We start from the raw sequence: 13,937 nt of genomic DNA, 5'->3' as shown, positions 1-13,937 counted from the left end.
CCGGAGGAACCCATGGGTACCAGCATCTCGTTCAAGCGCCCGGACGGCAAGGACGCCGGCGGCTATCTCGCCAACGCCGCGCGCGGCAACGCGCCGGGCGTGGTCGTGATCCAGGAATGGTGGGGACTTCAGGACCAGATCAAGGGCATGTGCGACCGCTTCGCGCTGGCCGGTTTCGACGCGCTGGCGCCCGATCTCTACAAGGGCAAGGTAGTCCCGTATCACGACACCGATGCGGCCGGCAAAGAGATGAACTCGCTGGATTTCATGGACGCCACCACGCAGACGGTGCGCGGCGCCGCGCAATATCTCGGCCGCAACGGCGCCAAGGTCGGTCTGACCGGCTTCTGCCTCGGCGGGGCGGTCACCATCATCGGCGCCACCAAGATTCCTGAACTGACCGCGGGCGTGGTGTTTTATGGCATCCCGCCGGAACAGGCGGCCAAGCCCGCCGACGTCAAGGTTCCGCTGCAGGCGCATTTCGCCAACAAGGACGACTGGTGCACGCCGCAATTGGTTGACGGCTTCGAAAAGGCGATGAAGGCCGCCGGCAAGTCGCTCGAGCTGTTCCGCTATGACGCCGAACACGGCTTCGGCAACGAGCAGCGGCTGTCGGTGCACGATCGGCAGTCCGCCGAACTCGCCTGGGGCAGGGCGACGGAGTTTTTCAGGAAGCATCTGGGGTGAGTTCGCCGGGACGACGAGTGTTAGCGTTCGGCTCTTGCTCACCCCATCCCACCACGGGAACGTTCCCGGCATCACCCGGCAAGCGGGGGAGAGGGCTGACCGTCCCGGCGGCACCGGCGTACCCTTGACGTCGCAGCCCGGCCATGGTGTTTTGCAGGCCATGAACACCGTCGTCCGCAACCCCCGTCTGTGGTGGCGCACCTCCTGAAGAGGTGGCCGGTGCGATTTCATCTTTCCCGATCGTTCGAGGCCGTCATCGCAGCGCGACGGCCTTTTCGTTTGTCCTGTGTGGCGTTCCCTCGGCAAGTTTCGTAAGAGGATCACATGAACAGGACAGCCTTTTCCCTGCCGGCCCGGTCCGAATATCGCACCCGCGGCGGGCTCGCGGTGACGCGGTCGGTGGAGCAGTTTTCCGGCGGCGCCAACCGGCTCGATGACCTGATCGACCTGCTTGATCGCCGGCCGGGCGTGGTGCTGTCGTCGGGCACCACGGTACCGGGCCGCTACGAGAGCTTCGATCTCGGCTTTTCCGATCCGCCGCTGCGGCTGGTCACCAGGGGGGCCGATTTCGAGCTCGAAGCGCTGAACGCGCGCGGCGAGGTGCTGATCGCCTTCCTCGCCGAAATCATCAGCGAACCCTGCGTCGTCATCACGGAGAAAAATGCGTCCCGGCTCAAAGGTCATATCCTGCGCGGCGCGGCACCGGTGGATGAGGACCAGCGCACCCGTCGCGCCAGCGTGATGTCGCTGGTACGCGATCTCGTGGCCGCGTTCGGCGCCAATGACGATCCGATGCTCGGCCTGTTCGGCGCCTTCGCCTACGATCTGGTGTTCCAGATCGAGGACCTCGTGCAGAAGCGCCCGCGCGAGAGCGACCAGCGCGACATCGTGCTCTACGTGCCGGATCGCCTTCTGGCCTATGACCGCGCCACCGGCCGCGGCGTGGTGCTGAGCTACGAGTTCTCCTGGAAGGGAAAGTCGTCCGAAGGTCTGCCGCGCGACACCGCAGAAAGCGTCTACGCCAAGACGCGGCGGCAGGGATTTGCCGATCACGCGCCCGGCGAATATCAGGCGACGGTGGAGACCGCGCGCGCCGCCTTTGCGCGCGGCGATCTGTTCGAGGCGGTGCCGGGGCAGTTATTCGCCGAGCCTTGCGAGCGCTCGCCGGCCGAAGTGTTCCAGCGGTTGTGCCGGATCAACCCGTCGCCCTATGGCGCGCTGATGAATCTCGGCGAGGGCGAGTTCCTGGTCTCGGCATCGCCCGAGATGTTCGTGCGCTCCGACGGCAGGCGGGTCGAGACCTGTCCGATCTCCGGCACCATCGCGCGCGGCGTCGATGCGATCGGCGACGCCGAGCAGATCCGGCAGCTCCTGAATTCCGAAAAAGACGAATTCGAACTCAACATGTGCACCGACGTCGACCGCAACGACAAGGCGCGGGTCTGCGTGCCCGGCACGATCAAGGTGCTGGCGCGGCGCCAGATCGAGACCTACTCAAAGCTGTTTCACACCGTCGATCACGTCGAGGGCATGCTGCGGCCGGGCTTCGACTCGCTCGACGCGTTCCTCACCCATGCATGGGCGGTCACGGTGACCGGCGCGCCGAAATTATGGGCGATGCAGTTCGTCGAGGACCACGAGCGCTCGTCGCGGCGCTGGTATGCCGGCGCGATTGGTGCGGTGAATTTCGACGGCAGCATCAATACCGGGCTGACCATCCGCACCATAAGGATGAAGGACGGCCTTGCCGAGGTGCGGGTCGGCGCCACCTGTTTGTTCGATTCCGATCCCGCCGCCGAAGACAGGGAATGCCAAGTCAAGGCGGCGGCCCTGTTTCAGGCGCTGCGCGGCGATCCGCCAAAGCCGCTGTCGGCGTTCGCGCCGGATGCCACCGGCTCCGGCAAGCAGGTGCTGCTGATCGATCACGACGACAGTTTCGTGCACATGCTGGCGGATTATTTCCGGCAGGTCGGCGCCAGCGTCACCGTGGTCCGGCACGTTCATGCGCTCGACATGCTCAAGCAGAAGCCGTGGGATCTGCTGGTGCTGTCGCCGGGCCCGGGCCGGCCGGAGGATTTTGCGATTTCCAGGACCATCGATGCGGCGCTTGCGAAGAAGCTGCCGATCTTCGGCGTCTGTCTCGGCGTGCAGGCGATCGGGGAATATTTCGGCGGTCAGCTCGGCCAGCTCAGCCAGCCCGCGCATGGCCGCCCCTCCCAGGTCGAGGTCAGGGGCGGGCGGCTGATGCAGAACCTGCCCGATGAGATCGTGATCGGCCGTTATCATTCGCTCTATGTCGAGTGCGACAGCATGCCCGAGGTGCTCAGCGTGACCGCGAGCACCGAGGACGGCCTCGCGATGGCGATCGAACACAAGACCCTGCCGGTCGGCGGCGTGCAGTTTCATCCGGAATCGCTGATGTCGCTCGGCGGCGAAGTCGGCCTGCGCATCGTGGAAAACGCGTTCCGGCTGGGTGTGCCGGTCAACTATTGAAGCGACGTCATTGCGAGGAGCACGTGCGACGAAGCAATCCATCCTTGCCTGCCGCTTGCTTCGCAGAGTTTATCATCGGGCGGCGCTTCGCGCCGACACGTTGGCTCGCAATGACGAAAAGACAGAAAAGAGACATCGATGACGTTTGAATATGATTTGAAGGCTGCCGTCCGCACCATTCCGGACTATCCGAAGCCCGGTATCCTGTTTCGCGACATCACCACGCTGCTCGGCGACGCGCGCGCGTTCCGCCGCGCGGTCGACGAACTGGTGCAGCCCTGGGCGGGCAACAAGATCGACAAGGTCGCGGGCATCGAGGCACGCGGTTTTATTCTGGGCGGCGCAGTGGCGCATCAGGTCTCCGCTGGCTTCGTGCCGATCCGCAAACGGGGCAAGCTGCCGCACACCACGGTGCGGATCGCCTATTCGCTGGAATACGGCCTCGACGAGATGGAGATGCACGCCGACGCCATCCATCCCGGCGAGCGCGTGATCCTGGTCGACGATTTGATCGCGACCGGCGGCACCGCCGAGGGCGCCGTCAAGCTGATGCGCCAGATCGGCGCCAATGTGGTGGCAGCCTGCTTCATCATCGACCTGCCGGATCTCGGCGGCGCGGCGAAATTGCGGGCGATGGACGTGCCGGTGCGAACGCTGATGTCGTTCGAGGGGCATTAGTTTTCTTCAAGGCGAGAACCCATGCGCGCGTCGTCCTTGCGAAAGCAGGGACCCATGACCACCGGCCTCTGGTGTTGAATGAAGGTGGCTGCGACCTGTGCCTAACGAGAAGCCGCGGCGTACGGGTCCCGGTTCGCGCTTCACTTTGGCCGGGACGACGATAAATAGTTTATCGTCTCATGACTGCTGCAGGATCAGCCTCAGCTCCAGTTCGCGGAAGCTGAGATAATTGCGGCGGATCCATTGATGCAGCTCGGTCGATGAATCCCGCTCGCTGCGCAAATAGCCGGTGAACGTGAAGGTCAGCCGGTCGACATAGGTTTTGAGGAAAGTCGGCAGAGCGGCGATGCGCAGGATGCGGCCCTGCGTCATGGCTTCGGGCAGTTCGCCGCGCACCACGAATTCGTTGTCGACGACGATCAGCGCGTTCCTGGGGATCTGCTCGGCCAGCGTGGCATAGCCGCGCGCCGAGACCCGGTCGGTATCGGCAACGAACAGGATGACGGGCGTGACGCCGCGCCGCGCCGCCTCCTTCATGAACCCGATTTCGTCGGACATCTTGAAGAACTCGTCGAAGGCGTGAAAGCCGAGATCGATCACCTTGGCGATCCCGTCATTGACGATGATGCGGTCCATCAGCGTCATCTTGCCGTAGGTATCCTCGACCTCGGCGGTCTCGGTCAGGTCCGGCAGGTATTCGAGCAGCGACGGCTCTTTCAGGTTGATGTCGAAAGCCGCCACGTCGCCGTTCTTGAGCTTTAGAAACTCGCTCAGCTGCCGCGCGATCAGCGTCTTGCCGACCAGCGGGCGGGGTGAACAGACGATGTAGACGGGCGTGGTTTGCATCCCACGCTATATCAGGCGAAATCGGCGCCCGATCCAGCCAATTAGCGCCGGACCGGCGAAATTATTTTTCGCCGCTGCGCGCCAGCGGTTTGCCGGAGCCGACCAGGTCGGTCAGCTTGATGCGGTCGAATTCGCTCCAGACATTGGCCAGCCAGTGGCGCACATAGCCGCGCAGCACGAAAGAATAGTTCGCGGCCTCGTCGTGGGCGCCCTTGTTGGCGACGAATTTCAGGAACGGCACCGAGGCAACCTCGACCTGCTCATAGGCCATCTCGTTGAGCTTGGGGATGGTGAGCTCGGTGGCGTCCTTGATGCGGTGGAAATAGGAATTGTAGGTCGCCTGGTCCCATTCGAAGAAGCTGGTGTTGTTGATGAAATTCTTCACCAGGAAATATTTCGCGCCGACCATGAAATTCGCGGTCTCGGCGATCTCGTCCAGCGAGGCGATCGAGGGGCCCAGGATATGGAACACGGCAAAGGTGATCTGGCCGGACTTGGCAGCGTCGAGAAAGCCGATGTCGCGCAAGGAGGCGAGCGCCGGCGACAACAGGCCGGCGCGGACGTCGATCACGGTGACGGAGGGGCCGGCGCTGAGCGTATCGAAGATCTTCATCTGGTCCACCGTCGTCGTCATGTCGACGATCTCGGTGATGTCGGGGTGAAAACGCATCAGCGTGCCGCGCGGGGATTCGGTATCGAAGGCGCGGGTGGGCACATTATTGGCGCTGAAATAGTCAAGCAGGGTACGCGAGACGGTGGTTTTGCCGACCCCGCCCTTGTCAGCACCCACCACAATCACAACTGGCTTCGCCATGAACTTCCCTTACCCGCCCATTTGTCAGACGCATGATCCTAGAACAAACTAGGCCGTTTGTTTGCGAGAAAACCGGCCATTGCTGTGGATCACGCGCTGCTTCAATCCCCCGGCCGATCGCGATAGTTCCCGATCGGTGCGACTCTGTCCCTGCTTTGGGGGCGAACATGGCAGAAACAAGGGAGAATTCAAATCATTCGGCAGGCGTCGCGGACTATTCCGCGGATTTTCTTAAGCCGGAGAGATAGTCGAAGCCGGCCAACGTTCCCGGAGCCCTAGCGGCGGACCGACGGACCGGGGGGAGGATCGCCCCAAGGACCATGTGAAGGCGCGTGGGAGGCGTCCTGCGATGCGCCGGCGTCGCTCCACGGGCCGGATGGCAGGGGCGGCGCGGTTCTGCCGTCCGCCGGCTGGTCCTGATCGTCTGGCGCATCCGGCACGTCCGACGGCAGCGCCAGCGGTCCGGGATCGTGACCGCCGGCGTATTTCACCAGCGCCTGAACCCGGGATTCCACGGAAGGATGGGTAGCGAACAGGTCGGAAAAGCCCTCGCGCGGGTTGTCGACGCATAATTCCATCACCGCCGAGGTGGCGCCGGGAAGTTCGCCGCGGTTCTCGATCTTGCGCAGCGCCGAGATCATGGCGTCCGGGTTCTTGGTCAGTTCGACCGATCCGGCGTCGGCCAAGAGCTCGCGCGAGCGCGACAACGCCAGTTTCACGAGCTGGGACAACAGCCAGGCCAGCGCGATCAGCGCGACCGCGAGGATGATCACAACGACGGCGCCGCCGCCGGAACTCTTGCGGTTGCCATCGGATGAGGAGGACGAGGAAGACGACGACGATGAAGACGACCACGAGCCGCCGCCGTAATAGCCAAAATTGGTAAAACTCCGAAAGAACAACTCGCCGAAGAAGCCGACCACGCCGGCGATGATCACCGCGACCACCATCATCTGCACGTCGCCGTTGCGGATGTGGGTGAGTTCGTGGCCGAGCACCGCCTCGATCTCCTGGTCGTTCAGTGCCCGCAACAGTCCCGTGGTGACGGTGACGGCATATTGCCGCTGGTTGAGCCCGGTCGCAAACGCATTGAGCGCGTCGCTCTCCATGACCTTGAGCTTCGGCATCGGGATGCCGCGCGAGATGCACAGGTTTTCCAGCAGATTGTACAGCCGCGGCTGCTGCTGTCTCGTCACGTCCTCGCCGCCGGTAACGGCGTCGATGATCGATTGATGGAAGAAATAGGCGATCACGATCCACAGCGCGGCGGCGCCCGTGGCGTAAGGAAAGGCCGTGACCAGGTCGCGCGCCGCCGCCATCAGGTAATAGTTGACCGTCTGGTCGCTATCGAGCACGACCTCCGCGATCAGCGCACCGGCATAGACGACGACATAGAACAGCATGAACAGGCCGGCGAGCAGCACCATCGAACGAAACTTGTTCGATGCGATGTGCGTGTAGAGACCGTACGCGGCCATGATGGGCTATTCCACTAGAGGCAGTCATTCCGGGGCGCGCTAACAGCGCGAACCCGGAATCCAGAGATTTGTGGCTCGGGCGAGATTCCCGGATATGCAATTGCACATCCGGGTTCGATGCTTCGCATCGCCCCGGAATGACGGCAGGACAAAATCATCGGCTCAGAACTTCACCTGCGGCGCCGCCTCGACTTCGGTCCTGGAGGCACCGAGGTCGAAGAAATCCTTGTGGGTGAAGCCGAATATGCCGGCGAACAGGGCGGCCGGCATCTGCTGGATGCCGGTGTTGTATTCCTGGACCGCGTTGTTGAAGAAGCGGCGGCTGGCGGCGATCTTGTTCTCGAGGTCGGACAATTCGCTCGCCAGCTGCTGGAAGTTGGCGTTGGCCTTGAGGTCCGGATAGGCCTCCGACAGCGCGATCAGCCGGCCGAGCGCGCCGCTCAACTGGTTCTCGGCCGCCGACACCTGCGCCGGCCCCTGCGCCGATATCGCGGAGTTGCGGGCCTTGACCACCTCGTCGAGCGTGCCGCGCTCGTGCGCGGCATAGCCCTTCACGGTCTCGACCAGGTTCGGAATAAGGTCGTGGCGCTGCTTGAGCTGCACGTCGATGTCGGCGAAGGCCTGGCCGACCCGCTGGCTGAGCGCGACCAGCCGGTTGTAGGCGCCGAGCGCGAAGAGAACGAGAATGACGAGGATGCCGAGAATGATCCAGCCCGTTGACATGACCACTTAACTCCTGATGAGACGAGGCGGCGCAGCCTAGAGGAAAGATAAGCGCGCGTCTGCGGCCCCGCTATGGGGACGGTCCGGGTTGGTCGCCAGGGGAGGTCAGGAAGTTCAATGGGGTAGGTGGGTGTACCTCGGCTAGTGGGTCATGCTTGCCATGCTTTTTGAAGCTCCGCTGGTTAGTGCGGTCGCGAACACCTGAGCTTTTGTGGTTCCAGAATTAACCCGCAGGCGGACATAAAGCTTAACTAACAAGCTTAACCAACGAATCCCCTTGCCTCCGAAGTATGCGCGAATAACCAGTAGTAAAGCGCGTTTCTAAGGATTTCATCGACAATACGTCACATTGAACGCAAGGACTATTCGCCATGGCGCAATCAACCAAACACCCCCTTTTTAGCACGATCAATCTTGAGCGCGAGATCGAAGAAGAATTCCGAAACCGGCCGCCGGTTCGCGAAGCGCAGCCGACGGATATCGCACCGCCTGCCGTGCGTGCGCCGGCCCTTTCGATGCCGGACTATGTCGAGCACCGGGAGGGGGCCACGGAGATAGGCAAGCTGTCAGCAGAAGCGGTGGTCCGCGAATACGAATCTGCTGCGAAAGAAATCGAGACCATGGGGCTTGAACTCATCGAGCGCGTCAAACAATGCGAGAATATGACCCGCGATGCGCTTGCCGTGATTGATGAGATGAAGGAAACCGCGGCGCGCTACCGAACGGAAGCCAAGCGCATTTTCCTTGAGATTGAGGACTGTTCGCTGGTGACGGCGGAGGTTCGAAAGATCTGCAACGAAATGATCGAAAAGATTGCGGGTCCGACAACGGCGCAGAAGCCAAAAAAGGTGAAATCCGCGCCGCCGTCCGACAGCGCATCCTAATTGCCGGTCCTGCCTATTCGCCCTTGAAAAAAACGGCTCGATGAAAATGTCAGAGCGTGCCATCAATGCACCGCAGGGCGTTAACGCTCGCCGCGTCGAGGCTACCATCATGGAGAAAATGCCGGCCGACACGTGGCTGACCGTGACGCAGACTTCCCGGCTAATCCGCGCCGAGGAGAGCCGGACCCGCGCCCGACTTAACCGCTTGGTGCGCGAAGGCAAGATCGAGCGTAAACGCGACAGAGGCAATCAGCGCGAGGTATATCTGTTCAGGAAACCCTCGTGAGAAACGGCATGAGCAGCCTCTTACGCTCTGAGCTTGGCTGCGATTTCCTCGCTATATCCCTTCATGCAAAAACGAACCAATCGGACTGGCCTGACGATGTCCGTTGTTCGGAAAGCGGCTGGCAGAGGGTCAAGCCGGCACTTTTGACCTTGGCTGCGTGAAAACGCGGTGCCGCTGGTCGCAAAGTTCTTTAGCCGGCATGCTCCCAACCAGCGAATGCCGTTGGCGTTGATCCATATCAATTCATGGGCCGATAGGTCGCCGTCGAGGCATGGCGGACATCGCGAAAGCCGTACCAGCAGGCCCGATTTGTGACGGCCTAGTCTTCCGCCATCACGGCGTCGCCCCACCGCCAGCGCCGGGCGCGGGCGTAATCCGCCTTGGCGCGGCGGGGTACTTTTGCCATGACGAGGCCGTCAGGCGTGCAGAGTTTGGCCGTCACCTCGACCTTGCCGACAATTGGCTGCGCCAGTACGCGGGTGGGACGTGAAGCGACCGGGGCACGGGTCAGCGCCACATAGCTGAATTTCTCGTCCTCGAACGGAAGCTCGGCGTCCTTGATCTGCTTGTGGGCGCGCGAGCGCGGCAGCCGCTGGGTGAAGTGGCACCAGTCGGGCGTAGAAAGCGGACATTGGCCGTCGTGCGGGCAGGGGGCCGCGACATGCGCGCCGGCTGCGATCAGCTGCTGCCTCGCCGCGATGATCCGGGCATAGCCCGCGGGCGTGCCGGGTTCGACGATCAGCAGCGTGTCGCGGGTCTTCGCCCACATCAGCTCGATCAGCGCGCTGCGCTCGGGCTCGCCAACCTCGCCGATCATGTAGCTCGCGATCACGAGGTCGGCCGGATCGGCGGCGGCGAGCGTGGCGCGGGCTTCGCCGCGGCGGTAGTCGAGTTCGCGCAGCCGTGTGCTGTTCCCGGCGAGATCGAGCGCCAGCGCGCGCAAGGCGCTGTTGGCGTCGAGCAGCGCAAAACCTTGCAGCGACGAAAACGTTTCCGCCGCGGCCCAGGTCGCCGTTCCCGGCCCGGCGCCGACGTCGAGCAGGTTTTGCGGCGCGAAACCGGGATTGATTTCGCGGAGTGCGTTCAGGCTTGCGGTCACCGCGGCATAGGTCGCCGGCATCCGCGCCAGCGCATAGGCCAATGCGTCGGTCTCGGAGCGGATGGCGGTCGAACCGCCGCCGTCGCGATAGGTCCGGGAGATCGACGCGGCGGCATCCGCGGCCTCGTTGCGCGAAAAGCCCTGCAGCCGGGCGTCGAGCGCGACCTTGAGTTCGGCGGGAAGATCGGGAGCGGTCATCTGTCTGTCGTCATGCCCTGCTCCGGCCGTGCATCCAGTATTCCGTGAAGGCGGAGAGTCACACGAAGGGCGCGGCGTACTGGATCATTCCGCTGGAGCCTGTCATCGGGCGGCGCCGCTGCGCCGACCCGTTGGCGGATGATGACGTCAATCCTTGCGGCGACGACCGCGTAACCTCACGCCACGTCCTGATCAAGGATTTTCACGGCTTCCTCGAGCGCGACCGAAACCAGTTGCGAGACGCCGCGCTCGGCCATGGTGACGCCGAACAGCCGGTTCATCCGCGCCATCGTGATCGGGTTGTGCGTGATGATGATGAAGCGTGTATCGGTGGTCGAGGTCATCTCGTGCAGCAGGTTGCAGAACCGCTCGACATTGTGGTCGTCGAGCGGCGCGTCGACTTCGTCCAGCACGCAGATCGGCGAGGGGTTGGTGAGGAACACCGCGAAGATCAGCGCCAGTGCGGTCAGCGCCTGCTCGCCGCCGGACAGCAGCGACAAGGTCTGCGGCTTCTTGCCGGGCGGTTTTGCAATGATTTCGAGGCCGGCCTCGAGCGGATCGTCGCTTTCGATCAGATGCAGCCCAGCCTCGCCGCCGCCGAACAATTCCACGAACAGCCGCTTGAAATGCGCGTTGACGGTTTCGAACGAAGTCAACAGCCGCTCGCGCGCCTCGCGATTGAGGCTCTGGATGCCCTGGCGCAGCCGCTTGATGGCTTCCACCAGATCGTCGCGCTCGGTGGTGAGCGCGGTGTGCTGGGCCTCGACCTCGCGCAGCTCTTCCTCGGCGCGCAGGTTGACGGCGCCCAGCCGCTCGCGGTCGCGGCGGAGTTTTTCCAGGTTTTCCTCGATCTCCGCAAGCGGCGGCAGTTCCGCGCCCGGCTCGATTTCGGCCAGGCCCGCCACGGCCTGCGGTTCGACTTCCAGCATGTCGTGGATTTCGCGCTCGACGTCGGCGATGCGGCGCCGGGCGCCTTCCATGCGTTCCTCGGCGCGCGCGGTGGCCTCGCGCGCGGCCGACAGCGCTTCCAAGGAAATCTTGGCGGCGCGGTCGGTTTCCGCCATCAAACTTTCGGCGGCGGCCAACGCGTCGGCGGCGATGCGGCGGGCAGTTTCGGCCGATTCTATCTCGCTGATCAGCGCGCGGCGCTTTTCCGCGAAAATGGCCGGGGCATTGTCGAGTTCGGCGCGCTCGGCCGTGACCTCGGTGACGCGGGCAACGATGGTTTCGATCTGCGAGGCCGCGCTTTGCTTGCGGTTCTGCCATTCGTTGCGTTCGCCGGTGATCGCCTGCAGGCGGCGATCGGCGAGTTCCGCCTCGCGCGCCAGCGCCTGCGCTTCCGCGCGCACCTGTGCGGCGAGCCTTCGGTGGCCGTCGATCTCGGTGCGCACGTCGGCGAGCCTGGTTTCGGTCTCGAGGCTCGGCGGCAGTTCGTCCAGCGCCGCATTGGCGCTCTCATGGGCGCCTTGCACCTCGAGGCGGTCGGCGGCAATTCGGCTGTGCGCCTCGGTGAGCGCCGACTTCCGTGCCGCGTGACGGTTGATCTCGCGTTCGGTCGCGGCATGGCGTTCGCGGGCGGAGTCGGCCTCGCGCTGGGCGGCGCGCCAGGCATCGCGCGCCGAGGTCTCGGCCGAGGACGCGGCCTTTAGCGCGGCCTCGGCGGTCTCCAGGGCCTGCCGCTTGGTGCCGGCGTCGATGCGGGCCTGCTCCAGTTCGTTCTCGATGTCGACGAGGCGCGCGCGCTCGGCGAGCCGCCGCGCCGCGCCGGTCGGCGCATGGGCGGCCGCGACGAATCCGTCCCAGCGCCAGACGTCGCCTTCGAGCGACACCAGCCGCTGGCCGGTCTTGAGCTGCGACACCAGCTCCGCGCCGCGGTCGCGCGCAACAACGCCGATCTGCGCCAGCCGGCGCGCCAGCTCGATCGGGGCATCGACATGGGACGCCAGCGCGTCCACGCCTTCCGGCAGCGCGGGGTCGCCCTCGCTGACGCCGGCATTGGTCCAGCGCATCGGCGCGGAGGGGTCGACCGGGGCATCGAGATCGTCGCCCAGCGCAGCACCGAGCGCCTTCTCAAAACCCTTGGCGACGGTGACGCCGTCGATGATCGGCGGCCACAGATTCTTGGTCTCGCCGTTGACGAGTTTTGAAATCGTGCGCGCTTCGGTCTCCAGCCGCTGCACGCGCTTGTCGGCCTCGGCCAGCGGCGAGCGGGCGGCTTCCAGCTTCGCGCGCGCGGCGACGTGAGCGGCTTCGTTTTCCTGCGATGCGCTTTCGGATTCCGCAAGACTCTGCTGCGCCGTCTCCATCGCGGCCGCAAGGGCTTCGAGGTCGCCGAGACCGCTGGTCTCCTCGGCGAGCTTCTGCTCGTCGCGCTCGACATTGGCGAATTCCTGGTCGAGCCGCGCCAGCCGGTCGCGATGGGTACGGACGTTGCCCTCGAGCTGGTTGCGCTTGGCGGTCAGGTCGGCGAGTGCGGTGGTCAGTTCGGAGAACAGGCGCTCGGCGGCGGCCAATGTCGCCTCCGCTTCGGAGACGCGTTCATCGACGCCGCTGCGCTTCTCGACGCGGGTCTTGATCTCGTCCTTCAATTCGGTGTCTTCGGCATCGAGCCGCTGCAGCGCCACCTCGGCGTCGGAGGCCTGCTGCTGCTCGCGCCCGATATCGGCGGAAAACTGCGTCAGCCGGCGGTCGAGCTCGGCGACGCGCTCCTTGGCGCGCTCTTCCTCGCGATCGAGCATCTCGCGGGCGCTGGTGAGCCGCTGCAGCCCGGCCGCGGCGCGGGCTTCGCCCTCGCGCAGCGCCGGCAGTTCGGAAGCACGGATGGCCTGAATACGGGCCGCCTCGGCCTGTTCGCGGGTGCGTTCGGCCATCTCGCGGACGCTGAGGTCGTGAGCCGTGGTGGTTTCCGCCACGCCCGCATGGGCATCGAGCCAGCGCAGATGAAACAGCAGCGCCTCGGCCTTGCGCACCTTGGCCGCGACTTCGCGGTAGCGGATCGCCTGCCGGGCCTGTTTCTTCAGGCCTTCCATCTGTCCGGCCAATTGCCCGATCACGTCCTCGACGCGGGTCAAATTAGTTTCGGCGGCCTTGAGGCGCAATTCGGCCTCATGGCGGCGGGCGTGAAGCCCGGCGACGCCGGCGGCGTCTTCCAGCACGCGGCGGCGTTGTTCGGGTTTCGCCTGGATGATCTCGCCAATCTTGCCCTGGTGAACCAGAGCCGGCGAACGGGCGCCGGTGGCGGCATCCGCGAACAGGATCTGCACGTCGCGGGCGCGCACGTCGCGGCCATTGATGCGATAGACCGAGCCTGCCTCGCGCTCGATCCGACGCGAGATTTCCAGGATCTCGCGGTCGTTGACGGCGGCTGGCGCGGTGCGATCGGCGTTATCGATCGTCATCACGACTTCGGCGTGGTTACGCGCCGGACGGTTGCCAGAGCCGGCGAAGATCACCGCGTCCATGTCGGCGGCGCGCAGCGATTTGTGCGAGGTCTCGCCCATCGCCCAGCGCAGCGCCTCGACCAGATTGGACTTGCCGCAGCCGTTCGGGCCGACCACGCCGGTGAGGCCGGGTTCGATCATGAAATCAGTGGGTTCAACGAACGACTTGAAACCGTGGAGGCGAAGGCGCGTGAGTTTCATGAATCACGATTCTCTTTTGGCAGGGCGCGAATCTTCCTGCCGTGACAATACCATAGAAGGCAATGTCGGTGTTGTGGGCGAGTCGCGTTCCGCGGCTCTCATGGGCCGAC

Annotated in this window: 11 protein-coding genes; 5 read left to right on the top strand and 6 right to left on the bottom strand. The window is 64.4% G+C overall.

Annotation, left to right across the window (positions count from 1 at the left end):
- Positions 1-12 precede the first annotated feature (12 nt).
- The 3 genes from B5525_RS01430 (at position 13) to B5525_RS01420 (ending at position 3,858) form a co-directional block, all read left to right on the top strand.
- Entirely contained in the window at positions 13-687 is a 675-nt protein-coding gene (locus tag B5525_RS01430; RefSeq protein WP_079564216.1) for a dienelactone hydrolase family protein, read from the top strand.
- A 324-nt stretch (positions 688-1,011) separates the two neighbouring features.
- Entirely contained in the window at positions 1,012-3,180 is a 2,169-nt protein-coding gene (locus B5525_RS01425) for an anthranilate synthase component I (protein WP_079564214.1), read from the top strand.
- A 138-nt stretch (positions 3,181-3,318) separates the two neighbouring features.
- Complete coding sequence (locus B5525_RS01420; RefSeq protein ID WP_079564213.1) at positions 3,319-3,858, top strand: adenine phosphoribosyltransferase; 540 nt, start codon at positions 3,319-3,321, stop codon at positions 3,856-3,858.
- A 177-nt stretch (positions 3,859-4,035) separates the two neighbouring features.
- On the opposite strand, the gene B5525_RS01415 is transcribed toward B5525_RS01420, so the two are convergent.
- The 4 genes from B5525_RS01415 to B5525_RS01400 all read right to left on the bottom strand — a co-directional run bounded on the left by B5525_RS01415 (position 4,036) and on the right by B5525_RS01400 (position 7,719).
- Positions 4,036-4,704: a hypothetical protein gene (locus B5525_RS01415; RefSeq protein ID WP_079564211.1), complete on the bottom strand. Its 669-nt coding sequence runs from the start codon at positions 4,702-4,704 to the stop codon at positions 4,036-4,038.
- A gap of 61 nt (positions 4,705-4,765) precedes the next feature.
- Positions 4,766-5,518: a hypothetical protein gene (locus B5525_RS01410; protein ID WP_079564210.1), complete on the bottom strand. Its 753-nt coding sequence runs from the start codon at positions 5,516-5,518 to the stop codon at positions 4,766-4,768.
- 275 nt (positions 5,519-5,793) lie between these two features.
- On the bottom strand, positions 5,794-6,996 hold the full coding sequence (locus B5525_RS01405; protein ID WP_079564208.1) for a M48 family metallopeptidase: 1,203 nt from the start codon (positions 6,994-6,996) through the stop codon (positions 5,794-5,796).
- Between the two features lie 162 nt (positions 6,997-7,158).
- The gene (locus tag B5525_RS01400) at positions 7,159-7,719 is read right to left on the bottom strand and encodes a LemA family protein (protein ID WP_079564206.1); all 561 of its coding nucleotides are present in this window, start codon (positions 7,717-7,719) and stop codon (positions 7,159-7,161) included.
- Between the two features lie 371 nt (positions 7,720-8,090).
- On the opposite strand from B5525_RS01400, the gene B5525_RS01395 reads away from it, so the two are divergent.
- Both B5525_RS01395 and B5525_RS01390 read left to right on the top strand, forming a co-directional pair.
- The gene (locus B5525_RS01395) at positions 8,091-8,603 is read left to right on the top strand and encodes a hypothetical protein (protein WP_197687895.1); all 513 of its coding nucleotides are present in this window, start codon (positions 8,091-8,093) and stop codon (positions 8,601-8,603) included.
- A 40-nt stretch (positions 8,604-8,643) separates the two neighbouring features.
- Complete coding sequence (locus tag B5525_RS01390) at positions 8,644-8,889, top strand: hypothetical protein (RefSeq protein WP_079564204.1); 246 nt, start codon at positions 8,644-8,646, stop codon at positions 8,887-8,889.
- Between the two features lie 319 nt (positions 8,890-9,208).
- Here the strand turns inward: B5525_RS01390 and B5525_RS01385 are convergent, their stop codons facing one another.
- Together B5525_RS01385 and smc are read right to left on the bottom strand one after the other, a co-directional pair.
- Positions 9,209-10,186, bottom strand: coding sequence for a small ribosomal subunit Rsm22 family protein (locus B5525_RS01385; RefSeq protein ID WP_079564203.1), 978 nt, complete (start codon positions 10,184-10,186; stop codon positions 9,209-9,211).
- Between the two features lie 176 nt (positions 10,187-10,362).
- Positions 10,363-13,827 (bottom strand): chromosome segregation protein SMC, encoded by a 3,465-nt coding sequence (gene smc, locus B5525_RS01380; protein ID WP_079564201.1) that lies wholly within the window; start codon positions 13,825-13,827, stop codon positions 10,363-10,365.
- Between the last annotated feature and the right edge of the window lie 110 nt (positions 13,828-13,937).

This window comes from Bradyrhizobium erythrophlei (genome assembly GCF_900129505.1).
Taxonomy (GTDB): domain Bacteria; phylum Pseudomonadota; class Alphaproteobacteria; order Rhizobiales; family Xanthobacteraceae; genus Bradyrhizobium; species Bradyrhizobium erythrophlei_D.
Note: the sequence above shows the minus strand (reverse complement) of the source record. Positions and strands in the feature narration are given on the sequence as shown.